We start from the raw sequence: 23,752 nt of genomic DNA on the forward strand, positions 1-23,752 counted from the left end.
TCACCGGCTAATTGATTTTTGCTTTTGCATAGGGCCGCTATGACCGCTTCTTTCGTCCATCTGCGTTTGCACACCGAGTTTTCCCTGGTCGACGGGCTGGTACGGGTTAAGCCGTTGATCAAGGCGGTGGCCGCAGCCGGTATGCCAGCGGTGGCCGTCACCGATATGAGCAACATGTGCTCGTTGGTGAAGTTCTATAAAGCGGCCATGGGTGGTGGGATCAAGCCTATCTGCGGGGCGGATATCTGGCTGGCCAGCGCCGATGAAGACGGTCCCCTCACACGCATGACCCTGTTGGCGATGAACGCCAAGGGCTATCGCAACCTCACTGAATTAGTCTCCCGTGGCTGGAGCGACGGGCAAAGCAACGATCTGGTGATCATCCAGCGCGACTGGGTCAAGGCTGCTGCTGATGGTTTGATTGCGCTGTCCGGGGCCCGTGAAGGCGAGGTCGGGTTGGCACTGCTAGGTGGTGAGCCGGGCAAGGCCGAAGCCTTGTTGCAAGAGTGGCTGGCGGTGTTTCCTGAGCGTTTCTACCTAGAGGTGCAGCGCACCAATCGGGTCAATGATGAGGAATATCTGCACGCCGCCGTAGCCCTGGGCGATAAGTTCGGCGCGCCGTTGGTGGCGACCAACGACGTGCGCTTTATCAAGCAAGATGATTTCGCCGCCCACGAAACCCGCGTGTGCATCGGTGAGGGCCGCAGCCTTGATGATCCGCGCCGGCCACGGACTTACTCCGATCAGCAGTACCTGAAAAGTCCGGCGGAGATGGCCGAACTGTTTAACGACTTGCCGGATGCTTTGGCCAACACCGTGGAAATCGCCAAGCGTTGCAATATCGAAGTGCAACTGGGTAAGTACTTCCTGCCGGACTTCCCCGTGCCGGAAGGCATGACCATGGATGAGTATTTCCGCGCCGTGTCTTTCGAGGGCTTGGAAGAGCGCTTGGAAGTGCTACTGCCTAAGGACACCCCGGACTACGCCGAGAAGAAGCAGGTGTATATCGACCGGCTTAACTTCGAGCTGGATATCATCATCCAGATGGGCTTCCCCGGTTACTTCCTGATCGTTATGGACTTCATCAAGTGGGCGAAGAACAACGGCGTGCCGGTAGGCCCGGGCCGGGGTTCAGGTGCCGGTTCCTTGGTGGCCTATGTGCAGAAGATCACCGACCTTGATCCGCTGGCCTACGACCTGCTGTTCGAACGTTTCTTGAACCCGGAACGGGTCTCCATGCCCGACTTCGACGTCGACTTCTGCATGGATGGTCGCGACCGGGTGATCGACTACGTGGCGCAGAAGTACGGGCGCAACGCGGTGAGCCAGATCATCACCTTCGGCACCATGGCGGCCAAGGCGGTGGTGCGCGACGTAGCGCGGGCCCAGGGCAAGTCCTACGGCTTGGCGGATCGCCTGTCGAAGATGATTCCGTTCGAGGTCGGCATGACCTTGGAAAAAGCCTACGAGATGGAAGAGCCGCTGCGCGACTTCCTCAAGGTGGATGAGGACGCCCGAGAAATCTGGGAAATGTCGCTCAAGCTCGAAGGCATCACCCGCGGTACCGGTAAGCACGCCGGTGGCGTGGTGATCGCGCCGACCAAACTCACCGACTTCTCGCCGATTGCCTGTGATGAAGAGGGCAACGGTCTGGTGACCCAGTTCGATAAGGATGACGTCGAGCAAGCCGGTCTGGTGAAGTTCGACTTCCTCGGCCTGCGGACCCTGACCATCATCAAGTGGGCGATGGAGACCATCAACCGCGAGCAGGCCAAGCAAGGCTTGCCGGATCTGAATATCGACTTTATCCCGCTGGACGATAAGCCGACCTTCGCCATGTTGCAGAAGGCGGAGACCACCGCGGTCTTCCAGCTTGAATCGCGCGGCATGAAGGAGCTGATCAAGAAGCTCAAGCCCGACTGTCTGGAAGACATGATCGCCCTGGTGGCCCTGTTCCGCCCGGGGCCGCTGCAATCGGGCATGGTGGACGACTTTATCAACCGTAAGCACGGTCGTGAGCCGATCTCCTATCCCCATCAGGACTATCAATACCCCGGTCTTGAGCCGGTGCTCAAGCCGACCTACGGCATCATCCTGTACCAAGAGCAGGTGATGCAGATCGCGCAGGTGATGGCCGGTTACACCCTGGGTGGCGCCGACATGCTGCGCCGCGCCATGGGTAAGAAAAAACCCGAAGAGATGGCCAAGCAGCGCGGCGGCTTTATCGAAGGTTGCGCCAACAACGGCATCGATGCGGACCTGGCCGGTAACATTTTCGACCTGGTAGAGAAGTTCGCCGGCTACGGCTTTAACAAATCTCACTCCGCCGCTTACGGTTTGGTGTCGTATCAGACTGCCTGGCTTAAGGCCCACCATCCGGCGCCGTTTATGGCCGCGGTGCTGTCGGCGGATATGCACAACACCGACAAGGTCGTGACCCTGATCGAAGAGTGCCGCAGCATGAAGCTGCGCCTCGATGCGCCGGATGTGAACATTTCCGAGTTCAAGTTCACGGTCAACGACGAAGGCTGGATCGTCTACGGTCTGGGTGCGATTAAGGGCGTCGGTGAAGGCCCGGTGGAGGCCATCGTGGAGGCCCGCCAGGACGGTCCGTTTAAAGACCTGTTCGACTTCTGCTCGCGGGTCGACCTCAAGCGCATCAACAAACGTACGCTGGAAGCGCTGATTCGTAGCGGTGCCTTGGATCGCTTAGGGCCGCACTTCCATGAAGAACTCAAAGCCTATAAAGCCAATATCGACCGCAACCGCGGCGTGCTGCTGGCGGCCATGGAAGAGGCGGTGCAAGCCGCCGAACAAACCGCGCGTAGCCACGACAGCGGCCATATGGACCTGTTTGGCGGGGTGTTTGCCGATGACGACGCCGATGTTTACGTTAATCATCTGCGCGCCCGCGAGCTGAGTCTCAAAGAGCGCCTCAAAGGTGAGAAAGACACCCTCGGCCTGTACCTGACGGGTCACCCGATTGATGAATACGAAGGTGAGGTGCGCCGCTTCGCCCGCCAGCGCATTGTCGACCTCAAGCCTTCGCGCGAGTCGCAGACCGTCGCCGGCCTTGTGGTTAACCTGCGGGTGATGAAGAACAAGAAGGGTGACAAGATGGGCTTTATCACCCTGGATGACCGCTCCGGACGCATCGAGGCCTCGCTCTTCGCTGAGGCCTTCAACAGTGCCCAAGCGTTGTTGCAAACCGATGCGCTGGTGGTGGTTGAGGGCGAGGTGAGCAACGATGATTTCTCCGGCGGCCTGCGCCTGCGGGCCAAGCGCGTGATGAGTCTGGAGGAGGCGCGCACGGGCTTGGCTGACAGCCTGCGACTTAAAGTCTCCAGCAGTGCGCTGCAGGGCGATCGTCTGCGTTGGTTGGCCGAGTTGTGCGGGCGCTATCGTGGCGCTTGTCCGATTACCGTGGATTACAACCGTGAGGACGCTAAGGCGCAGCTACAGTTTGCTGACAGCTGGCGAATTGAGCCGGCAGACAGTCTGATTCAGGCATTGCGTGACCAGTTCGGTCGCGACAACGTCTTTTTGCACTACCGCTAATTTCGGCGAGGCTAAGGCCTTGCCCAGCGGTCCCTGACAACCGCAGTTGCTGCAACAAGCACAAGCGGGTGTCGACCTGAATGCGCCTACTGCTATAAGGTAGGGCGCGATAACGAATACCGCTCCCCGGCCACTTGGCCGTCGACGCCAGACGGATGACTATGAACCCGAATTTTCTCGATTTCGAACAGCCGATCGCCGACCTGCAAGCCAAGATCGAAGAGCTTCGCTTGGTCGGTAACGACAACTCGTTGAACATCAACGATGAAATCGCCCGCCTGCAAGATAAAAGCAGTTCGCTGACCGCTAGTATCTTTGGCAACCTGAGCAGCTGGCAGATCGCGCAGTTGGCGCGTCACCCGCGCCGGCCTTACACCTTGGATTACCTGCAACACATCTTCACCGAGTTTGATGAGTTGCACGGCGACCGTCATTTCTCCGATGACGCCGCCCTGGTTGGTGGTGTGGCGCGTCTGGATGATCAGCCGGTGATGGTGATCGGTCATCAGAAAGGCCGTGAAGTGCGCGAGAAAGTGCGCCGCAACTTCGGTATGCCGCGTCCTGAAGGCTACCGCAAAGCCTGTCGTCTGATGGAAATGGCCGAGCGCTTCAAAATGCCGATCATTACCTTTATCGACACCCCCGGTGCTTATCCGGGTATCGACGCCGAAGAGCGTAACCAGAGCGAAGCGATTGCCTGGAACCTGCGAGTGATGGCGCGCCTGAAGACGCCAATCATCGCCACCGTGATCGGTGAGGGTGGTTCTGGCGGCGCACTGGCCATTGGCGTGTGCGATCAGTTGAACATGCTGCAGTACTCCACCTATTCGGTGATCTCGCCGGAAGGTTGCGCCTCGATTCTGTGGAAAACCGCAGAAAAAGCGCCGGATGCCGCTGAAGCCATGGGCATCACCGCTGAGCGCTTGAAAGGCCTGGGCATTGTTGATCAGATCATCAACGAGCCTCTGGGCGGCGCCCACAGTGATCCGGCGGCCACCGCTGAAGCGGTGCGCCAGGCGCTGGTCAGCCAGCTGCAAAACCTCAAGGGCTACAGCATTGACGCGTTGCTGGAGCGTCGTTACGAGCGCCTGATGAGTTATGGCATCGCCTAAATGACTCTGCACGCCAGGCTGCTGCAAGCACTGGCACCCTGGCGTGCAGCGCCGGCCTGGCAGGTCGCCCTGTCTGGCGGCTTGGATTCCACGGTGCTGTTGCACCTCTTGGCCCAGCTCGCGCAACGCGAAGCCTTACCGCCACTCTCCGCCATCCATATCCACCACGGTTTACAAGCGGCTGCTGATGCCTGGCCTGAGCATTGCCGTGCCCTGTGCACGCAGCTCGGGGTGCCGTTGCGGGTCGAGTATGTGCAGGTCGCAGTCGCGGCCAGCTTGGAGCAGGCCGCCCGCAATGCGCGTTATCAGGCCATCGCCGCGCAACTGGCGGCTGGCCAAGTGTTGCTGACTGCTCAGCACCGCGATGATCAGGCGGAAACTTTGATGTTTCGCTTGCTGCGCGGTGCCGGTGTACAGGGCTTGAGGGCCATGCCCAGTGCTCGTCCGCTAGGCGCGGGGCAGCTGGTGCGGCCATTGCTCAACTGCGCCCGCAGTGAGCTGCTGGCCTATGCCCAGGAGCACGGCTTTCACTGGGTGGAAGATCCGTCCAATGCGCAGCCGCACTACTCACGTAACTTTCTGCGCCAGCAGGTGCTGCCACTTCTGCAGCAGCGCTGGCCGCAGGCGGCTGTCAGCTTGGCGCGCAGTGCTGAGCATATGGCCGAGGCCGGGCAACTGTTGGATGAACTGGCCGCGCAAGATGTGCAAGGCATTGCTGCGCAACCATGGCCTTGGCTTAAGTTGCCGGGCTTGGCGGTGGCAGGGCTGCGGGAATTGAGTGCAGCGCGCCAGCGTAATGCGCTGCGTTATTGGTTGCGACCGTTTACCGCGATGCCGGATACCGAGCACTGGGCCGGCTGGCATAGCCTGCTGAATGCCGCAGACGATGCGGCGCCGATTTGGCGCTTGGCGGGCGGTGAGCTGCGCCGCAGTCACGCTCATGTCTATTGGTTGAGCGGTGATTGGCTGCAACCAGTGCGCCCTGTGGCGATCACGGTGCAGTCCAATCAGACCGTTGGTCTGCCGAGTAATGGTCGGGTGCAGGTTGTCGGGCAGCTACCAGCTGGTTTTTGGCAGGTGCGTTACCGTCAGGGTGGCGAGCATATGACGCTGCCCGGGCGTGGTCAGCGCGACCTCAAGCGGCTGCTCAACGAGTGTCAATTGCCGGTGTTTGTGCGTGACCGTTTGCCGCTGTTGTTGTGTGATGGACAGCTGCAAGGCGTGGCCAATTTGGCGCAAATGCAGGCCAGCAGTGACGCGGGCTGGCAATTGCAGTGGCAGCCACCGAGCGATGATCAAGGTTTGAGCTGAAAAGCCAATTCGGGTAGACTACGCTCCCGTCTTACTAGAGCTTTTGTCGACTCCCCAGGGAATCGGCAAGGCTAGCTTATTGCGGCAGCCATTCGCTGCTTGAGTTTTCCTTCGCTATCTCCGGCGACACGTGTCGCCTAAACGCAGACTTCTAGGGTTTTTCATGACGCGCTATATCTTCGTCACAGGCGGTGTTGTTTCTTCATTGGGGAAAGGCATCGCCTCGGCATCATTGGCGGCTATCCTGGAGGCGCGGGGCCTGAAGGTCACCATGCTCAAGCTGGATCCCTATATCAACGTCGATCCGGGCACCATGAGCCCGTTCCAGCACGGTGAGGTGTTCGTCACCCACGACGGCGCTGAGACTGACCTCGACCTGGGCCACTATGAGCGGTTTATCCGCACCACCATGACCCAGAACAACAACTTCACCACTGGCCGTGTGTACGAAGACGTACTGCGCCGCGAACGCCGTGGTGATTATCTGGGGGCGACCATCCAGGTCATTCCGCACATCACTGACGAGATCAAGCGCCGCATCATCAAAGGTGCCGGTGACGCTGACGTGGCCATGGTTGAAATCGGTGGCACCGTCGGTGACATCGAGTCGCAACCGTTCCTCGAAGCCATCCGCCAACTGCGTGTCGAAGTCGGTGCCAAGCGCGCCATGCTGATGCACCTGACTCTGGTGCCGTATATCGCCACCGCCGGTGAAACCAAAACCAAGCCGACTCAGCATTCGGTTAAAGAGCTGCGTTCCATTGGCTTGCAGCCTGATGTGCTGATCTGCCGCTCCGACCATCCGGTGGATGTGTCCTCGCGCCGTAAGATTGCCCTGTTCACCAACGTGGAAGAACGTGCGGTGATCTCCTTGGAAGACGTCGACACCATCTACAAGATCCCGGGTGTGCTGCATGCTCAGGGTCTGGATGACTATGTGGTTGAGCGTTTCGGTCTGAAGTGCAATGGCGCTGATCTGTCCGAGTGGGACCGGGTGGTGGACGCCAAGCTCAATCCGGAGAAAGAAGTCACCATCGCCATGGTCGGTAAGTACATGGAGCTGCTGGATGCTTACAAATCGCTGATTGAGGCCATGAGCCACGCCGGTATCCAGAACCGCACCAAGGTCAACCTGCGCTATATCGATTCCGAAGACATCGAAACCAAAGGCACCGACATGCTGGCTGACGTCGACGCCATTCTGGTGCCGGGCGGCTTCGGTCTGCGTGGCGTGGAAGGCAAGATCAAAACCGTGCAATACGCTCGCGAGAACAAGATCCCGTACCTGGGCATCTGCCTCGGCATGCAAGTCGCGGTGATTGAATACGCCCGCAATGTACTGGGCTGGACTGACGCTAACTCCACCGAGTTCGATACCAGCAGCAAACACCCAGTGGTCGGTCTGATCACCGAGTGGCAAGACGCGACCGGCGCCACCGAGCAGCGTAGCGATGCTTCCGATCTGGGCGGCACCATGCGTCTCGGCGCGCAAGATTGCCAGCTGCAAAGCGGCTCGCAAGTGCACGCGTGCTACGGCAAAGACGTGATCGTTGAGCGTCACCGTCACCGTTACGAAGTGAACAACAACCTGCTGCCGCAATTGACCGCAGGTGGCCTCAAGGTCACTGGCCGCTCCGCTGATGGCGCTCTGGTTGAAGTGGTCGAAGCGCCTGAGCATCCATGGTTCGTCGCCTGCCAGTTCCACCCTGAGTTCACCTCGACGCCGCGCGACGGTCACCCGCTGTTCAGTGGTTTCGTCAATGCAGCACTCGCTCAGCAAGCCAGGAAGGCCTAAGGCATGACTCAGAAGATCATTAAGGTCGGCAACATTGAGATCGCCAACGACAAGCCGTTTGTGCTGTTTGGCGGGATCAATGTGATCGAATCGCGGGACCTGGCCATGCAGGCCTGTGAAGAGTACGTGCGGGTTACCGAAAAGCTCGGTATCCCTTACGTATTCAAAGCCAGTTTCGATAAGGCCAACCGGTCTTCGATCAACTCCTTCCGTGGCCCAGGCCTGGAGGAGGGCATGAAGGTCTTTGAGGAAATCAAAAAGACTTTCGGCGTACCGGTTATCACTGACGTCCATGAGCCTTACCAGGCGCAGCCAGTGGCCGATGTGTGCGACATCATTCAGTTGCCGGCATTCTTGTCGCGGCAGACCGACCTGGTGGTGGCCATGGCCAAAACCGGCGCGGTGATCAACATCAAGAAAGCCCAGTTCCTCGCCCCGCAGGAGATGAAGCACATCCTCAGCAAGTGCGAAGAGGCAGGTAACGATCAGTTGATTCTGTGTGAGCGTGGTTCGAGCTTCGGCTACAACAACCTGGTGGTCGACATGCTCGGCTTCGGCATCATGAAGCAGACCAACTACCCGGTGTTCTTCGACGTTACCCATGCCCTGCAAATGCCCGGTGGTCGTGCGGATTCCGCTGGCGGTCGGCGTGCCCAGGTGACTGATCTGGCCAAAGCCGGCATGAGCCAAGGCTTAGCCGGTCTGTTCTTGGAAGCGCATCCAGATCCAGAAAACGCCAAGTGCGACGGCCCTTGCGCCCTGCGCTTGAACAAGCTGGAAGCTTTCCTCACCCAGCTCAAGCAGCTGGATGATTTGGTAAAAAGTTTTGCCCCGATTGAGACGGCCTAATCAGGCCGGCTCCACGCAACACGTTAAGTGGTATACAGCCTGAATTTTGCTCCGTAGAGTTCGCCCGCCGTAAAGCGGTGGGCTAAACCGCTGCGGTTAAGTACTAGCCCTTAGTTAATTTTTTGGAGTGCTACACGCAATGGCAAAGATCGTCGATATCAAAGGCCGTGAGGTTCTCGACTCCCGTGGTAACCCGACCGTGGAAGCCGATGTCATTCTTGACGGCGGTATCATCGGTAGCGCCTGCGCGCCGTCCGGTGCCTCCACTGGTTCGCGCGAAGCACTGGAACTGCGTGATGGCGACAAGAGCCGTTACCTGGGTAAAGGTGTGCTCAAAGCCGTCGCTAACATCAATGGCCCGATCCGCGACCTGCTGCTGGGTAAAGATGCACTGGATCAAAAAGCCCTCGACCAAGCGATGATCGCTCTCGACGGCACGGAGAACAAAGCCACTCTGGGTGCCAACGCCATTCTCGCCGTGTCCTTGGCTGCTGCCAAAGCCGCTGCCCAGGCCAAAGGCGTGCCACTGTACGCGCACATCGCTGACCTCAACGGCACTCCAGGCGTCTACTCGATGCCAGTCCCGATGATGAACATCATCAACGGCGGTGAGCACGCCGATAACAACGTCGACATCCAGGAGTTCATGGTGCAGCCAGTAGGCGCCAAGACTTTCTCCGATGCGCTGCGTATGGGCACTGAGATTTTCCATCACCTTAAAGCCGTGCTCAAAGCTCGCGGCCTGAGCACCTCGGTGGGTGACGAAGGTGGTTTCGCACCGAACCTGGCCTCCAACGAAGACGCTCTCGCGGCTATCGCTGAAGCCGTGGCGAATGCCGGTTACAAGCTGGGCACTGACGTGACCCTGGCGCTGGACTGCGCTTCCAGCGAGTTCTTTAAAGATGGCCAATACGACCTGGCCGGTGAAGGCAAAGTCTTCAGCGCTGAAGGTTTTGCTGACTACCTGGCTGGTCTGAGCCAGCGTTACCCGATCATCTCCATCGAAGACGGTATGGATGAGTCCGACTGGGCAGGCTGGAAAGTACTGACCGACAAGATCGGTGAGAAAGTCCAGCTGGTGGGTGACGACCTGTTTGTGACCAACACCAAGATCTTGAAGCGCGGCATCGACGAGTCGATCGCCAACTCGATCCTGATCAAGTTCAACCAGATAGGCACCCTGACCGAAACCCTGGAAGCCATCCAGATGGCCAAGGCTGCTGGTTACACGGCGGTGATCTCGCACCGCTCGGGCGAAACCGAAGACAGCACCATCGCTGACCTGGCTGTCGGCACTGCCGCTGGCCAGATCAAAACCGGTTCGCTGTGCCGTTCCGACCGCGTATCCAAGTACAACCAACTGCTGCGTATCGAAGAGCAATTGGCTGGCAAAGCGCCGTACAAAGGCCGTTCTGAGTTCCGCGGCTAAGCGCTGAGCTAAATCACCGTACCGGGTCTTTGTCTGCCAGTTGTTCAGTGACGGGCCAAGGCATGGTAAAAGAGGGGCGGCGCAAGTCGCCCCTTTGTTTATTCGGAATCCTTTGTTGCTATGCGTAGTCCTAACTGGGTCTTTCTCATCCTGCTGTTGCTATTGGCTGGCCTGCAATATCGCCTGTGGGTGGGGGACGGTAGCCTGGCGCAAGTGAGTGATCTGCAACAGCAGATCGCTGATCAGCAAGGTGAAAACCAGCAGCTGCAAGAGCGCAACCGGATTCTCGAAGCGGAAGTACTGGAGCTGAAAAGCGGTATGGAAACCGTGGAAGAGCGCGCCCGCCATGAGCTGGGCATGCTTAAAGAGGGCGAAACCCTCTATCAGTTGACTGAATAATCCCCGTGCAATTACCTCATTTCTGGGCGTTGTTACCCGCTGCTGGCATCGGCAGCCGGATGCGCGCCGACCGGCCCAAGCAGTACCTGCAAGTGGCTGGCAAAACCATTATCGAACACACCCTTGAGTGCTTTCTGGCGCACCCGCAACTGCGCGCGTTGGTGGTCAGCTTAGCGGTGGATGATCCGTACTGGCCGCGCTTGGCCTGTGCCGGCGATTCACGTATTCAGCGCGCCGATGGTGGCAGCGAGCGCGCCGACTCAGTGCTTAGCGGTCTGATGCGCTTAAGCGAGCTGGGCGCGCAGGATCAGGACTGGGTGCTGGTGCATGACGCCGCGCGGCCAAATTTATCCCGCGATGATCTGGATAACCTGCTCGAACAGCTGGCCGACGATGCCGTGGGGGGGCTGCTCGCGGTCCCCGCGCGCGACACCTTAAAGCGTGCTGGCAAGGACGGGCGGGTGGAAGCCACGGTGGATCGCGCGGCCATTTGGCAGGCGTTTACCCCGCAGATGTTTCGCTTGGGTGAATTGCAGCGGGCCATGGCGGATGCCTTGATCGCTGGGGTCAACGTCACCGACGAAGCCTCGGCGATGGAATGGGCCGGCCACGCACCGCGCCTGATCGAAGGGCGCAGCGATAATCTGAAAGTCACCCGCCCCGAAGACCTTCTCAGCCTTAGCCGGCTGTGGCAGAACCGCTAAGGTCGCTGTTGCGGCCTAGACGTACTCGCTGCGCTGGGCCAGACCCTGTTTAAGAAAATCGACTAACTGGCGCACCTTGGGCGACAGATGCCGCTGCTGTGGATACAGCGCCCACACGGCGGTATCTGGCGGCTGCTGATTGTCTAATAGGGAAACCAGCGCGCCACTGCGCAAGTGCTCCAGCACGTAATAGTCCGGCAGCTGACACAGGCCCACACCTTTCAGCGCGGCCTCCAGCACCGCCTGACCGCTGTTGCAGCGCCAATTGCCCTGGACCCGCACGCTGTGATCGCGGCCTTCGGCCTTAAAACTCCAACTATCGCTGCTGCCTATTAAGCAGTTATGCCGGCTTAACTCCGACAGACTGTGGGGCCGGCCGTAGCGTTGTAAATAAGCCGGAGCGGCGCACAGGTACATCTGTCTGGGGGCGATACGGGTGGCGACCAAGCGTGAGTCTTGCAGGCGACCCAGGCGGATGGCCATATCCAGGCCCTCGTGCAGCAAGTCGAGGGTGCGGTTACTGAGTTCGATATCCACGCGTAATTGCGGGTGCAGCAGCATAAAGTCGGTCACCAGCGGCACGATAAAACGTTCGCCATAGGCCACTGCGCAGGTCAGGCGCAGCAGGCCCTTCGGCTCGCTGCTGAGATCGCCGACGGCACGCAGGGCCTCTTCGCGAGCATCTTGTAAGCGTTGGCAGTGCTGCAAAAAGGTCTGCCCGGCCTCGGTCAGCGCCACGCGGCGGGTGCTGCGATAAAACAAACGGGTTTGCAGGCGTTCTTCCAAACGGGCGATTTGCCGGCTGACTTGTGATGACGACAGATTCAGTCGCACCGCCGCGGCACTGAATTGCCCGCACTCGGCCACAGCGACAAATTCGTCCAATCCTTCCCAGCTACTCATGTAATAGGCTCTTAAGGGTTTTATTATCCCTATATAGCAATAATGTTTTGATTTTTCGCGGATTGTTTATCAAAACCGCTCAACTAAACTGCCGGCAGGCTTAATCCATACGAGAACCATCATGATCAAATCCCGTGCTGCTGTAGCCTTTGCCCCCAACGAGCCACTGCAAATTGTTGAAGTGGATGTGGCGCCGCCAAAAGCGGGCGAAGTGTTAGTACGTATTGTCGCCACCGGCGTGTGCCACACCGACGCTTACACCCTGTCCGGCGCGGATTCCGAAGGCGTGTTCCCGTCTATCCTTGGCCACGAAGGCGGTGGCATTGTTGAGGCGGTGGGTGAGGGCGTGACCTCGGTCAAGGTCGGCGACCATGTGATCCCGCTGTACACGGCCGAATGCCGTGAGTGCAAGTTCTGCAAGTCGGGCAAAACCAACCTGTGTAGCTCGGTACGCGCCACCCAAGGCAAAGGTCTGATGCCTGATGGCACCAGCCGCTTTAGCTACAACGGCCAGCCGATCTATCACTACATGGGCTGCTCGACCTTCTCCGAGTACACCGTGCTGCCGGAAGTATCGCTGGCGGTGATTCCTAAAGAGGCGCCGCTGGAGAAGGTGTGCCTGCTCGGCTGCGGCGTTACCACCGGCATCGGTGCCGTGCTCAACACCGCGAAAGTCGAAGAGGGCGCCACCGTGGCTATCTTCGGCTTGGGCGGGATCGGTCTGGCGGCGATTATCGGCGCCAAGATGGCCAAGGCCTCGCGCATCATCGCCATCGATATCAACCCAAGTAAATTCGATGTGGCCCGCGAGCTGGGCGCCACTGACTTCATCAACCCGAAAGATTTCGCCAAGCCGATCCAGGAAGTCATAGTCGATATGACCGACGGCGGCGTGGACTACAGCTTCGAGTGCGTCGGCAACGTGCAACTGATGCGTGCTGCCCTTGAGTGCGCGCACAAAGGCTGGGGTGAGTCGGTGATTATCGGCGTGGCGGCGGCTGGCCAAGAGATCAGCACCCGGCCGTTTCAGTTGGTCACCGGGCGCGTTTGGCGCGGGTCGGCTTTCGGTGGCGTAAAAGGCCGGACCGAGCTGCCGAGCTATGTGGAAAAGGCGCAGAAGGGCGAAATCCCGCTGGACACCTTTATCACCCACACCATGGGCTTGGAGCAGATCAACGAAGCCTTTGATCTGATGCACGAAGGCAAAAGCATTCGCACCGTGATCCATTTCTAATCCCGCGGCGGGCCGCGTCTAACCGGCGGGGCCTGCCAGGGGCAAGGAGCTTGTATGAGCTTGGAAAATATCTCCTGCCAAAAGAGCGCCGGCGGCTGGCATAAACGCTACCGTCACCGCTCTGCGGTGTTGGGCTGCGACATGGTGTTTGCCGTGTACCTGCCGCCGCAAGCCGAGCAGGGCGGCAAGCTGCCGGTGCTGTACTGGCTCAGCGGCCTGACCTGCACCGATGAAAATTTTATGCAAAAGGCCGGTGCGCATAAGCTGGCCGCTGAGCTGGGCATCATCATCGTCGCCCCCGATACCAGCCCCCGTGGCGAAGAGGTGCCGGACGATGCCAATAAAGCTTGGGACTTCGGCCTGGGCGCCGGCTTTTATGTCAACGCTACCGAGCAGCCATGGGCGCGCCATTACCGCATGTATGACTACGTGGTGCAGGAGCTGCCCGGGCTGATCGAAGCCAACTTCCCAGTGTCTGGCAAACGCGGCATCAGCGGCCACTCCATGGGCGGCCATGGCGCCTTGATCTGCGCCCTGCGTAATCCGGGGCGTTATCAGTCGGTGTCGGCCTTTGCGCCGATCAGCAATCCGATCAACTGCCCGTGGGGCGAGAAGGCCTTCAGTCTGTATCTGGGCGAAGACCGTTCGCGCTGGCGTGAGTGGGATGCCTGCGCGCTGCTGGCTCAGGCCGAGGAACGCTTGCCGATTTTGGTCGACCAAGGTGATCGCGACGATTTCCTTGCGGGCCAGCTTAAGCCAGAGGCGCTCAAAGCCGCTGCACAAGCGGTAGGGCACCCACTGGAACTGCGTCTGCAGGCCGGCTACGACCATAGCTATTACTTCATCGCCAGCTTTATTGATGACCACTTGCGTCATCATGCCAAAGCGCTGTTAGCCTGAATGATCGCTGGCGAATGATGTTCGGTTCGCCAGCTAACTGCCCGGAGCATGTAGAATCAGCCCTTAGATTTTTTCAGGGCGTTGATTTTTATGCGTATTGGCCACGGCTACGACGTGCACCGCTTCACCGAGGGCAGTTTTGTCACCCTCGGTGGTGTGCAAATTCCCCATAAGTTTGGCTTGTTGGCCCATTCCGATGGCGATGTGCTGTTGCACGCCTTGGCCGATGCCTTGCTGGGCGCGGCCGCTTTAGGCGATATCGGCAAACACTTCCCTGACACTGATCCGACCTTTAAGGGCGCCGACAGCCGCGTGCTGCTGCGTCATGTCGTCGGCCTGCTACAGGCTAAGGGCTGGCAGGTGGGCAATGTCGACGCCACCATCGTCGCCCAAGCGCCGAAAATGGCGCCGCATATCGACACGATGCGCGGGCGGATCGCCGAAGATCTGCAAGTGGCGCTGGATCAGGTCAACGTCAAAGCCACCACCACGGAGAAGCTGGGCTTTACCGGTCGTGAAGAAGGCATTGCGGTGCACGCTGTGGCATTGCTGGTGGCTCGATGACCGAGTTGGAGTTGCTTGGCCCGCGTGCTTACGGCGCGCCCTGTGGCACAGCGGTATTAAAGGCCGTCGCGGAAGACTTCCAAGTCGACGAAGTGCTGGATATTCCGCTGGCCGGTGAGGGCGAGCACTTGTGGCTGTGGGTGGAGAAGCGCGAGCTCAACACCGAAGAGGCGGCTAAGCGCATCGCCCGCGCCGCTGGGGTGCCGCTGCGGCTGATCAGCTATGCCGGCCTCAAAGATCGCCAAGCCCTGACCCGACAGTGGTTCAGCCTGCACTTGCCGGGCAAAGTCGATCCGGATTTAACTGCTGCCGAGGACGCCAGCCTGCGTATCCTCAAGCAGCAGCGTCATAGCCGTAAGCTGCAACGCGGGGCCCATGCGGCCAACGGCTTTACCTTGCGCCTGACCGGGCTTAAGGCTGAGCGCGAGGTGCTTGAGCAACGCTTACAGCAGATTAAAGCCCAAGGTGTGCCGAACTATTACGGCCTGCAGCGCTTCGGTTTTGAAGGCGGCAACGTCGCCCATGCCCGCCACTTTGCGGCCAACAACAGCCTGCCGGAGAAGCGCAACGTGCGTTCGCGGGTGCTGTCGGCCGCGCGCAGCTATTTGTTCAATCAGATTTTGGCTCAGCGTGTCGCCGCCGGTAATTGGCAGCAGGCGATGCCGGGCGATTTGCTGGCCTTCACCGACAGTCGCAGTTTTTTCCCGGCTGCTGAGGCCGAGTGCAGCGACCCGCGCTTAGCCGCGTTGGATCTGCACCCCACCGGTCCGCTGTGGGGGGAGGGGCAGTCCACTGCCAGTGGTTTTGCCCAACAACTTGAGCAAAAGCTGGCCGAGCAGGAAGCGCAACTGGTGAATTGGTTAGCACAAGCGCAGATGAGTCATGAACGGAGGATCTTGCGCCTCCCCATTGAGCGCTTGGCATGGCATTATCCCGGGTTAGACATTCTGCAACTGGAATTTGTACTGCCGGCTGGATGCTTCGCCACTGTGCTGGTGCGCGAGCTCGTCGATCTGCTGCCGGCAGGGCCAACGGACAACCCATGCGTATTCTAATTTCCAACGATGATGGCGTGGCGGCGCCAGGTTTGGCAGCGCTGCATCAAGCGCTGGCTGACTATGCGCAGTGCACGGTGATTGCCCCCGATCAGGACAGAAGCGGGGTCAGCAGTGCGCTGACGCTGGATCGGCCGTTGCACGCCACGACTTTGCCCAACGGCTATATCAGCCTCAATGGCACACCCACTGACTGCGTGCATTTGGGCCTCAACGGTTTGCTGCCGCACTGCGCCGATATGGTGGTGTCAGGGATCAACCTGGGCGCCAATCTCGGTGATGACGTGCTGTATTCCGGTACGGTGGGGGCCGCTCTAGAGGGGCGCTTCTTGGAGCGTCCGGCGTTCGCCTTCTCGTTGCTCTCCCGCCAGCCAGATAACCTGCCGACGGCGGCTTACTTTGCCCGTCTGTTAGTGGCGGCCCATGAGCAACTGGATTTACCACCGCGAACAGTGCTCAACGTCAATATCCCCAATCTGCCGTTGGAGCATATTCGCGGCATCAAATTAACGCGTTTGGGCCACCGTGCCCGCGCTGCCGCGCCGGTGAAAGTGGTTAACCCGCGGGGTAAAGAAGGTTATTGGATCTCTGTGGCTGGCGATGCGGAAGACGCAAGCCCAGGCACGGACTTTCATGCGGTTATGCAAGGCTATGTATCGATTACACCTTTGCAGTTAGACCGGACCTATCAGGACGGTCTTAATAGGTTGCAACCGTGGCTGGAGGCTTTGCGGTGATACGTCAAGAACAGGAAGAACTACACCGTCGCGGAATCGGCATGACGTCGCAGCGCACTCGTGAGCGCTTGATTCAGCGCTTATATGAAGAAGGCCTGAGCAACGCTCAAGTGCTTGAGGTGATGCGGCGCACGCCCCGGCACTTGTTTGTCGACGAAGCCTTGGCCCACCGCGCCTATGAAGACACCGCATTGCCGATTGGCAACAACCAGACCATCTCGCAACCTTATATGGTCGCCAAAATGAGCGAGTTGCTGCTGGCGGCCGGGCCGTTGGATAAGGTCATGGAGATCGGCACCGGCTCGGGTTACCAAACCGCGATTCTGGCGCAGTTGGTGGAACGCGTGTTCACCGTCGAGCGTATCCAGAGCCTGCAAGATAAAGCCAAGCAGCGCCTGACCCACCTTAACTTGCGCAACGTGGTGTTCCGCTGGGGGGATGGCTGGGAAGGCTGGAATGCTTTAGGTCCGTATAACGGCATTATCGTTACGGCTGCTGCGGCCAACGTGCCGCAAGCTTTACTGGATCAATTGGCTCTGGGCGGGCGTCTGGTGATCCCGGTGGGCGCCGGCGACGTACAAGAGCTCATGCTGATTGTGCGCGAAGAGCATGGATTCTCACGGCATGTCTTGGATGCGGTGCGTTTCGTGCCCCTGCTAAATGGGCCATTGGCTTAAGTGCGAGTGGTCTCTCGTTTGCACCAGCTACAGTGTAGAAAACGCGCCGCTGGCCTTGAGCGTTCAGTTGACCCAGTCAATGGCTGGGTAGGCGACAGCTTTAGTAGTCGTGGCTATAAACACTGCTGTAAGCCGTTAATTACGGCACAATGCCTGACAAAAGTTTAGTTAGATTGACCAAGGGAGTTTTGAGTGAGTTTTACAGCCATTCACTTGCCAATTCGCGCCAGCAAAGCTCGTTGCTTGTTGAGTGGTTTAATTCTGTGTGTGCTGCTTAACGGCTGCACCAGCTCCCCTGCCGGTGGCGTAAAAGTCGTCGATCGCACCGGCGCCAGCAAATCCCAAGTGCAAAAAAGACAACCCGTTACCAGTGGTCAGTACCGAGTTGCTCGGGGCGATACTCTTTATTCCATTGCATTTCGTTTCGGTTGGGATTGGAAAGCGCTCGCCGTTCGCAACAATATCGCTCCTCCCTATGTGATCAAAGTTGGCCAACTGATCAGGTTCGATGGGCAGCAAACAAATCGTTCTACAGTTGTTGCTGCTGCGCCGAGCCAAACACCGAACAGCTCTAGCACGAAGGTTTCCAGCAAGCAGGTTGTGACGGCAGTTCCAACTCAAGCTAAACCCGCGCAACCAATTACCGCTTTACCGGCTTCTCAGCGCTCTTCTTCAGGTTGGATTTGGCCTACAAACGGACAGGTTATAGGGGTGTTTTCTTCAAACGGTAGTTTGAATAAAGGCATTGATATAGCCGGAGAATTGGGCCAGCCTGTTTTAGCTGCGTCAGATGGGGCCGTGGTTTACGCCGGTAGCGGCCTAAGGGGCTACGGCGAATTGGTCATCATTAAACACAGCGATACTTATGTGAGCGCCTACGGACACAACCGTAGGTTACTGGTCCAGGAGGGGCAAAAGGTCAAAGCCGGACAGCGAATTGCTGAGATGGGCTCAACAGGAACCGACCGGGTAAAGCTGCATTTTGAAGTACGCCGCCAAGGAAAGCCTGTAGATCCCCTGCAATACCTGCCACGACGCTGATCTTACGCTCGCCTGTCCCACGCATAGTAAGGACAGGCTCATTGCCACCAAGGGTTGGGGCACTGGGCTTGCTGTCGAACTCAGCAAGGGATAAAAATAATGGCTCTCAATACAAATGAAGTGCCGGAGTTTGACGTCGATGATGAAGTGCTCCTGATGGAGCCTGCCATTCTCTTAGACGAAGAAGACGAGCCTAAACGGCCAGCGCGCAGTGTTAAAGGCAAGACTTCCGCTACTAATAGCAAACAGCACAAATATATTGATTACACGCGTGCGCTGGATGCTACTCAGCTGTATCTCAATGAGATCGGCTTTTCCCCTCTATTAACCCCGGAAGAAGAAGTGTTCTTCGCGCGTTTGGCGCAGAAGGGTGATCCGGCGGGCCGCAAACGCATGATCGAAAGTAACCTGCGCCTGGTGGTGAAAATCGCCCGGCGTTACGTCAATCGTGGCCTGTCCCTGCTGGACTTAATCGAAGAGGGCAACCTTGGTTTGATTCGTGCGGTTGAGAAGTTTGACCCTGAGCGGGGTTTCCGTTTCTCGACCTACGCAACCTGGTGGATTCGCCAGACCATTGAGCGGGCGATCATGAATCAGACCCGCACTATCCGTCTGCCGATTCACGTGGTCAAAGAGCTTAACGTCTATCTGCGTGCAGCCCGCGAGCTGACGCAAAAGCTGGATCACGAACCCTCTCCTGAAGAAATCGCGGCCTTGTTGGAAAAACCAGTCTGCGAAGTTAAACGCATGCTTGGCTTGAATGAGCGGGTGACTTCGGTGGATGTGGTGCTGGGGCAGGATTCCGATAAAACCCTGTTGGATACCCTCACAGACGACCGTCCGACCGATCCTTGTGAACTTCTGCAAGACGATGACCTCTCACAAAGCATCGATCAATGGCTAGGCGATCTCACTGAGAAGCAGCGTGAGGTGGTCATACGCCGTTTTGGCCTGCGTGGCCATGAGAGCTGCACCTTGGAAGAGGTGGGCCAGGAGATCGGCCTGACGCGTGAGCGCGTACGGCAAATCCAAGTTGAAGCGCTTAAGCGCCTCCGGGAAATCTTGGAGAAGAACGGCCTGTCGAGCGACTCACTGTTTCAGTGAGATCCAGTGGCAAACCAAAACCCGGCGCTAGCCGGGTTTTTTCATATCTGACCTTGTAAGTGATTTCCTACAAAGGCTGTAGGTCATAAGCCTTTTAGTCGTTGTGTATAGCCACGATAAATATTATAAATCTATGATTTATAAAGGTTTATTGTTAATTGTAGGGCAAGAATTATTCTCAGGTAGGCATTTTTTGCCCCTTGTTCAGCTCGAACTAATCATTAATATCGCAACTGTGCTTACGGATAAGCACAGGCAGTCAGGAAGACAGCTAGGACATCGCAGGACGCGATTCATCAGGACGATGAATAGGGAAACAAGGGAATAGGGACAAAAGAGTGGGCGGGTTAAACCGCCCCTTTTTTTTGCCTGTAAAAAAGCTCCCGCCAGAAAGCAAAAAACCCGCACTAGGCGGGTTTTTTATTGGGCGCTGATTAGCGCTCGATGTATTGCAGCTTGTCTTTGACGCCATCCCACTCTTCGGCGTCCGACAGCGAGTCTTTGCGCTCGGTGATGTTTGGCCAGATTTCTGCCAGTTCAGCGTTGAGCTCGATGTACTCCTGTTGGCCGTCCGGCACTTCATCTTCCGAGAAGATTGCTTGAGCAGGGCACTCTGGCTCGCACAGGGCGCAGTCGATGCACTCGTCCGGGTGGATGACCAGGAAGTTCGGGCCTTCGTAGAAGCAGTCCACCGGGCAAACTTCCACACAGTCGGTGTATTTGCATTTGACGCAGTTGTCGGTAACGACGAAGGTCATTTCTGAATCTCTCCTCGGGCGCCAGCCTGCCCCGTTCTGCGAGGGTTTAGCAGGCTGATATGTTGTGGCCACGGCTCAGGCTGTAAGTCGGGCAATGGTAAAAATGCGCGAGATTCTATCAGCTTGTGCGCAATAACGTTAGAAGCGAGTTTTCCATGTATATAACAGCTCCAGGGCTTTGCGTGGAGTGATGTCGTCAGGATTGAGCTTTTGCAGCTCCTCAACCAAGGGGTGAGGCAGGCTGGCAAACAAATCGTTTTGCATGGGCTTAGGCTGCCCGCCCGTGGTTTTAGCCGGTTGTTCGTGGGGCAGGCTAGTGGTCTCCAGGCGCGCTAGGTGCTCACGGGCACGTAGGATCACTTCATTGGGCACACCCGCCAGTTGCGCCACGGCCAAGCCATAGCTCTGGCTGGCAGGACCAGGCAGCACGTGGTGAAGGAAGACGATACGCTCGTTGTGCTCAGTGGCATTGAGGTGCACGTTGGCCACCAGCGGTTGGCTCTCCGGCAGCACGGTCAGCTCAAAATAGTGGGTGGCGAACAGGGTGTAAGCGCGCAGCTTGGCCAGTTGCTCAGCGGCCGCCCAAGCCAGCGACAGGCCGTCGAAGGTGCTGGTGCCGCGTCCCACTTCATCCATCAGCACCAAGCTGCGCTCGGTGGCGTTGTGCAGGATATTGGCGGTTTCGCTCATTTCCACCATAAAGGTCGAGCGGCCACCGGCCAGGTCATCGCTGGAGCCGATGCGGGTAAAGATGCGATCCACCAGCGACAGCTCGCAGGCCTTGGCTGGCACGTAGCTGCCGATATGGGCCAGCAGCACGATCAGGGCGGTCTGGCGCATGTACGTGGATTTACCGCCCATGTTCGGCCCGGTGATGATCAGCATGCGCTTGTCATCGTGCAGGTCCAGGTCATTGGCGACAAAGGGCGTGGTCAGCACTTGTTCAACCACCGGGTGGCGACCTTGATCGATGCGCATGCACGGCTCATCGACAAAACGCGGGCAGTTCAGATCCAGATTCAGTGCGCGCTCACTCAGGTTGCTCAGTACGTCCAGCTCGGCCAGGGCGCTGGCGCTGTCTTGCAGCGGGCCTAGATGGCTAATCAGTTGTTCGAGCAGCTCGTCGTAGAGCATTTTTTCCCGGGCCAAAGCGCGGCTCTTGGCCGACAGGGCTTTGTCTTCAAACTCTTTAAGCTCGGGGGTGATAAAACGCTCGGCGCCCTTGAGGGTCTGGCGGCGGATGTAATCCGCTGGCGCGGACTCGGCCTGCTTGCTCGGCAGCTCGATAAAGTAGCCGTGCACGCGGTTGTAACCGACCTTGAGGTTGGCGAGGCCCGTGCGGGCTTTTTCCCGTGCTTCCAAGTCCATCAGGTATTGGCCGGCGTTTTCGCTGAGCGATTGCAGCTCATCCAGCTCGGCGTCGTAACCGGTTTTCAGCACGCCGCCGTCGCGGATCACGGCCGGCGGGTTATCGATAATGGCGCGGGCCAGCAGTTCAGCCAGTTCTGGATAGGTGCTGACGCTGCTGGCCAGCTCATTGAGGTGCGGTGCCTCCAGATTAGCCATGGCCATCTGCAAGGTCGGCAGGGCGGCTAAGGCATCGCGCAGGCGCGCCAAGTCCCGTGGGCGGGCGTTACGCAGGCCGATACGGGCGAGGATGCGCTCCAGGTCGCCGATTTCTTTCAACTGCGGCTGCAGCGTCTCAAAGCGATAGCGTTCGAGCAGGCAGCCGATCGATGCCTGACGCGCCTCGAGGATGCTGCGATCACGCAGTGGACGGTTTAGCCAGCGGCTGAGCAGGCGGCTGCCCATGGCGGTCTGGCAGCGATCGACCACCGATTGCAGGGTGTTGTCGCGGCCCCCGGCGAGATTGATGTCCAGTTCCAGGTTACGGCGGCTGGCGCCGTCGAGGATCACTGTGTCGTCCAGGCGCTCATGGCGCAGGCTGCGCAGATGGGGCAGGGCGGTGCGCTGGGTTTCTTTGGCATAGGCCAGCAGGCAGCCAGCAGCGCCGATGGCCAGGGTCAGGTTTTCACAGCCAAAGCCTTTGAGGTCTTGAGTCGCAAATTGCTGACAGAGGCTCTTGTGCGCGCTGTCGCGCTCAAAGTCCCAGGGGGCACGGCGTCGCACGCCGCGGCGTTTCTCGGCGGGCAGGCCTTGTGGCCAATCATCGGGAATCAGCAGCTCAACCGGATTTAAACGCTCCAGCTCCGCCAGCAGATTCTCCCAGCCTTTGATCTCCAGCACGCTAAAGCGCCCGCTGGTGATGTCCAGCACGGCCAGACCAAACAGGCGTTCGTCGCCCAGTACGGCGGCCAGCAGGTTGTCGCGGCGCTCATCCAGCAGCGCCTCATCGCTCACCGTGCCGGGGGTGATGATGCGCACCACTTGGCGTTCGACCGGGCCTTTACTGGTAGCCGGGTCGCCGATTTGCTCGCAGATCACCACCGACTCGCCGAGCTTGACCAGTTTGGCCAAATATCCTTCGGCAGCATGATAGGGGATGCCGCACATGGGGATCGCCTGGCCGGCCGACTGACCACGAGCGGTCAGGGTGATATCCAGCAACTTGGCAGCCCGTTTCGCGTCTTCGTAGAAAATCTCGTAGAAGTCGCCCATGCGGTAGAACATCAGCTGATCGGGGTGCTGATTCTTCAATCGCCAATATTGTTGCATCATCGGGGTGTGGCTGGAGAGATCTTGGGCTGCGCTAGTCATCAGATAGTTAGCAATGTCTTCGAGTATGTGGGCTTGCAGGGATGGTGGTGCGCGGTGGATTGGCGCGGTTGGGAGCTTTTAGCCCGTGCAGTGTTCTGCCAATTGACGGCTTTAACGCTGCTGCCATCCCTATTTCGAGATGGTCGCAAGGGTATCACGGCCCATCCGAATCAGCAGGTCTTTGGCAGGGCTGTGCGATGGATTGAACCGGTTAGGTTTTGCGCAGACGTCAGACCGCTTTACGCATAGGGGCGTGCGCACCTCAAGTAACCGCCTGCGAGTGTTAGGTTGGCCGTTGTGCACGCCATGGGGAGGTCTATATGGGTATGCGCTGGGCGCGTCCATTGATTGGCAGAAACTCAAACAGCTGCGGTTGGCGGCGTTGCTCGATGCGCCTAAGACCTTTGCCGTGAGCTAGCAAACGCCACCTGACGAAAGCTGGCAGGCGCTGGCGCAAGCTGCCTCAGACCCGGCCTTTGGTTTAGCGCAGGCGCTTGGTTTGATGGGGGGGTGAGCAGCGCGGGCTCTGTTAACTGATCGCCATGTGGCTGGCGCCGTCGTTGCATGGCCGCGGTGTGGCCACGCAATTGGTGATGGCGGTGAAGGTCCGCGTGCTGCAACAGGGTCATCGTGAGGTGCATTTGCAGGTGGCTCCCAACACGCCCGTGCGGTGAGTTTCTATAGTCGCCAAGGTTTTGTGTTTATCAACGAATCGGAGCCGTTGGATAGCCATCCCCATATCCAACTGCAAACTATGCAGTGGCTGAGTGAGGAGTAGGTCCGACTCACTGGCTTGGCTCGCTCAACCGGAGGATGCAGCGATTGCCTCTCATCATTGCAGTGCATGGGCTGTGGCTGGCTTAGGTTGAGTTATGATGCGCGCCCTTAGACCTTCCTGTGATCA

General features: G+C 58.6%; 20 protein-coding genes. 17 read left to right on the forward strand and 3 right to left on the reverse strand.

The window, feature by feature from the left end:
* Positions 1-39 precede the first annotated feature (39 nt).
* From dnaE to ispD, 8 genes are all read left to right on the forward strand, one after another.
* Positions 40-3,558 (forward strand): DNA polymerase III subunit alpha, encoded by a 3,519-nt coding sequence (gene dnaE / locus NTD81_RS01630; protein WP_262178756.1) that lies wholly within the window; start codon positions 40-42, stop codon positions 3,556-3,558.
* A 161-nt stretch (positions 3,559-3,719) separates the two neighbouring features.
* Entirely contained in the window at positions 3,720-4,670 is a 951-nt protein-coding gene (locus NTD81_RS01635) for an acetyl-CoA carboxylase carboxyltransferase subunit alpha (protein ID WP_262178757.1), read from the forward strand.
* Positions 4,671-5,981 (forward strand): tRNA lysidine(34) synthetase TilS, encoded by a 1,311-nt coding sequence (gene tilS / locus NTD81_RS01640; protein WP_262178758.1) that lies wholly within the window; start codon positions 4,671-4,673, stop codon positions 5,979-5,981.
* Between the two features lie 163 nt (positions 5,982-6,144).
* Positions 6,145-7,776, forward strand: coding sequence for a CTP synthase (locus NTD81_RS01645; RefSeq protein WP_262178759.1), 1,632 nt, complete (start codon positions 6,145-6,147; stop codon positions 7,774-7,776).
* Between the two features lie 3 nt (positions 7,777-7,779).
* A complete protein-coding gene (gene kdsA / locus NTD81_RS01650; protein ID WP_262178760.1) occupies positions 7,780-8,625 on the forward strand; it encodes a 3-deoxy-8-phosphooctulonate synthase in 846 nt (281 codons plus the stop codon).
* 139 nt (positions 8,626-8,764) lie between these two features.
* A complete protein-coding gene (gene eno, locus NTD81_RS01655; protein ID WP_262178761.1) occupies positions 8,765-10,054 on the forward strand; it encodes a phosphopyruvate hydratase in 1,290 nt (429 codons plus the stop codon).
* 120 nt (positions 10,055-10,174) lie between these two features.
* Positions 10,175-10,453, forward strand: coding sequence for a cell division protein FtsB (gene ftsB / locus NTD81_RS01660; protein WP_262178762.1), 279 nt, complete (start codon positions 10,175-10,177; stop codon positions 10,451-10,453).
* Positions 10,453-11,157 (forward strand): 2-C-methyl-D-erythritol 4-phosphate cytidylyltransferase, encoded by a 705-nt coding sequence (ispD, locus tag NTD81_RS01665; RefSeq protein ID WP_262179799.1) that lies wholly within the window; start codon positions 10,453-10,455, stop codon positions 11,155-11,157. The genes ftsB and ispD overlap by 1 nt, the downstream gene beginning before the upstream one ends.
* Before the next feature lie 15 nt (positions 11,158-11,172).
* Here ispD and NTD81_RS01670 read toward each other — a convergent pair whose 3' ends face one another.
* Positions 11,173-12,060 carry a LysR substrate-binding domain-containing protein gene (locus NTD81_RS01670; RefSeq protein ID WP_262178763.1) on the reverse strand — a complete coding sequence of 296 codons (888 nt, stop codon included), beginning with the start codon at positions 12,058-12,060 and terminating at the stop codon, positions 11,173-11,175.
* Between the two features lie 121 nt (positions 12,061-12,181).
* Here NTD81_RS01670 and NTD81_RS01675 point away from each other — a divergent pair, with 121 nt between their 5' ends.
* The 8 genes from NTD81_RS01675 (at position 12,182) to rpoS (ending at position 19,372) form a co-directional block, all read left to right on the forward strand.
* Positions 12,182-13,294, forward strand: coding sequence for an S-(hydroxymethyl)glutathione dehydrogenase/class III alcohol dehydrogenase (locus tag NTD81_RS01675; protein WP_262178766.1), 1,113 nt, complete (start codon positions 12,182-12,184; stop codon positions 13,292-13,294).
* Positions 13,295-13,348: 54 nt separating this feature from the next.
* Positions 13,349-14,194, forward strand: a complete 846-nt coding sequence (gene fghA, locus NTD81_RS01680; RefSeq protein ID WP_262178768.1) for an S-formylglutathione hydrolase — start codon at positions 13,349-13,351, stop codon at positions 14,192-14,194.
* A gap of 90 nt (positions 14,195-14,284) precedes the next feature.
* The gene (gene ispF / locus NTD81_RS01685; protein WP_262178770.1) at positions 14,285-14,758 is read left to right on the forward strand and encodes a 2-C-methyl-D-erythritol 2,4-cyclodiphosphate synthase; all 474 of its coding nucleotides are present in this window, start codon (positions 14,285-14,287) and stop codon (positions 14,756-14,758) included.
* The gene (gene truD / locus NTD81_RS01690; RefSeq protein ID WP_262178772.1) at positions 14,755-15,813 is read left to right on the forward strand and encodes a tRNA pseudouridine(13) synthase TruD; all 1,059 of its coding nucleotides are present in this window, start codon (positions 14,755-14,757) and stop codon (positions 15,811-15,813) included. Before ispF ends, truD begins: the two co-directional genes overlap by 4 nt.
* Positions 15,801-16,550 carry a 5'/3'-nucleotidase SurE gene (surE, locus tag NTD81_RS01695; protein ID WP_262178774.1) on the forward strand — a complete coding sequence of 250 codons (750 nt, stop codon included), beginning with the start codon at positions 15,801-15,803 and terminating at the stop codon, positions 16,548-16,550. The genes truD and surE overlap by 13 nt, the downstream gene beginning before the upstream one ends.
* A 41-nt stretch (positions 16,551-16,591) precedes the next feature.
* Positions 16,592-17,227 carry a protein-L-isoaspartate(D-aspartate) O-methyltransferase gene (locus NTD81_RS01700; protein WP_262178777.1) on the forward strand — a complete coding sequence of 212 codons (636 nt, stop codon included), beginning with the start codon at positions 16,592-16,594 and terminating at the stop codon, positions 17,225-17,227.
* Between the two features lie 192 nt (positions 17,228-17,419).
* Positions 17,420-18,268 carry a peptidoglycan DD-metalloendopeptidase family protein gene (locus NTD81_RS01705; protein WP_262178779.1) on the forward strand — a complete coding sequence of 283 codons (849 nt, stop codon included), beginning with the start codon at positions 17,420-17,422 and terminating at the stop codon, positions 18,266-18,268.
* 99 nt (positions 18,269-18,367) lie between these two features.
* Positions 18,368-19,372, forward strand: coding sequence for an RNA polymerase sigma factor RpoS (rpoS, locus tag NTD81_RS01710; protein ID WP_262178781.1), 1,005 nt, complete (start codon positions 18,368-18,370; stop codon positions 19,370-19,372).
* A gap of 434 nt (positions 19,373-19,806) precedes the next feature.
* On the opposite strand, the gene fdxA is transcribed toward rpoS, so the two are convergent.
* Together fdxA and mutS are read right to left on the reverse strand one after the other, a co-directional pair.
* Positions 19,807-20,130 (reverse strand): ferredoxin FdxA, encoded by a 324-nt coding sequence (gene fdxA / locus NTD81_RS01715; protein WP_262178783.1) that lies wholly within the window; start codon positions 20,128-20,130, stop codon positions 19,807-19,809.
* A 138-nt stretch (positions 20,131-20,268) separates the two neighbouring features.
* Positions 20,269-22,848: a DNA mismatch repair protein MutS gene (gene mutS, locus NTD81_RS01720; protein ID WP_262178786.1), complete on the reverse strand. Its 2,580-nt coding sequence runs from the start codon at positions 22,846-22,848 to the stop codon at positions 20,269-20,271.
* A 542-nt stretch (positions 22,849-23,390) separates the two neighbouring features.
* Between mutS and NTD81_RS21380 the strand changes: the two genes are divergently transcribed.
* Positions 23,391-23,522 (forward strand): GNAT family N-acetyltransferase, encoded by a 132-nt coding sequence (locus tag NTD81_RS21380; protein ID WP_410017101.1) that lies wholly within the window; start codon positions 23,391-23,393, stop codon positions 23,520-23,522.
* The last annotated feature ends 230 nt before the right edge of the window (positions 23,523-23,752 follow it).

Origin of the sequence: Pseudomonas sp. 5P_3.1_Bac2 (genome assembly GCF_025465995.1) — a bacterium.
Lineage (GTDB): Bacteria > Pseudomonadota > Gammaproteobacteria > Pseudomonadales > Pseudomonadaceae > Aquipseudomonas.

What these genes read in the sequence shown, in the direction of transcription:
- surE (WP_262178774.1), top strand. Translation starts at nt 15,801, where the DNA reads ATGCGTATTCTAATTTCCAACGATGATGGCGTGGCGGCGCCAGGTTTG.
- fdxA (WP_262178783.1), bottom strand. Translation starts at nt 20,130, where the DNA reads ATGACCTTCGTCGTTACCGACAACTGCGTCAAATGCAAATACACCGAC.
- NTD81_RS01670 (WP_262178763.1), bottom strand. Translation starts at nt 12,060, where the DNA reads ATGAGTAGCTGGGAAGGATTGGACGAATTTGTCGCTGTGGCCGAGTGC.
- eno (WP_262178761.1), top strand. Translation starts at nt 8,765, where the DNA reads ATGGCAAAGATCGTCGATATCAAAGGCCGTGAGGTTCTCGACTCCCGT.
- ftsB (WP_262178762.1), top strand. Translation starts at nt 10,175, where the DNA reads ATGCGTAGTCCTAACTGGGTCTTTCTCATCCTGCTGTTGCTATTGGCT.
- tilS (WP_262178758.1), top strand. Translation starts at nt 4,671, where the DNA reads ATGACTCTGCACGCCAGGCTGCTGCAAGCACTGGCACCCTGGCGTGCA.
- NTD81_RS01675 (WP_262178766.1), top strand. Translation starts at nt 12,182, where the DNA reads ATGATCAAATCCCGTGCTGCTGTAGCCTTTGCCCCCAACGAGCCACTG.
- NTD81_RS01645 (WP_262178759.1), top strand. Translation starts at nt 6,145, where the DNA reads ATGACGCGCTATATCTTCGTCACAGGCGGTGTTGTTTCTTCATTGGGG.
- dnaE (WP_262178756.1), top strand. Translation starts at nt 40, where the DNA reads ATGACCGCTTCTTTCGTCCATCTGCGTTTGCACACCGAGTTTTCCCTG.
- fghA (WP_262178768.1), top strand. Translation starts at nt 13,349, where the DNA reads ATGAGCTTGGAAAATATCTCCTGCCAAAAGAGCGCCGGCGGCTGGCAT.
- rpoS (WP_262178781.1), top strand. Translation starts at nt 18,368, where the DNA reads ATGGCTCTCAATACAAATGAAGTGCCGGAGTTTGACGTCGATGATGAA.
- mutS (WP_262178786.1), bottom strand. Translation starts at nt 22,848, where the DNA reads ATGACTAGCGCAGCCCAAGATCTCTCCAGCCACACCCCGATGATGCAA.
- NTD81_RS01635 (WP_262178757.1), top strand. Translation starts at nt 3,720, where the DNA reads ATGAACCCGAATTTTCTCGATTTCGAACAGCCGATCGCCGACCTGCAA.
- NTD81_RS21380 (WP_410017101.1), top strand. Translation starts at nt 23,391, where the DNA reads ATGTGGCTGGCGCCGTCGTTGCATGGCCGCGGTGTGGCCACGCAATTG.
- truD (WP_262178772.1), top strand. Translation starts at nt 14,755, where the DNA reads ATGACCGAGTTGGAGTTGCTTGGCCCGCGTGCTTACGGCGCGCCCTGT.
- kdsA (WP_262178760.1), top strand. Translation starts at nt 7,780, where the DNA reads ATGACTCAGAAGATCATTAAGGTCGGCAACATTGAGATCGCCAACGAC.
- NTD81_RS01700 (WP_262178777.1), top strand. Translation starts at nt 16,592, where the DNA reads ATGACGTCGCAGCGCACTCGTGAGCGCTTGATTCAGCGCTTATATGAA.
- ispF (WP_262178770.1), top strand. Translation starts at nt 14,285, where the DNA reads ATGCGTATTGGCCACGGCTACGACGTGCACCGCTTCACCGAGGGCAGT.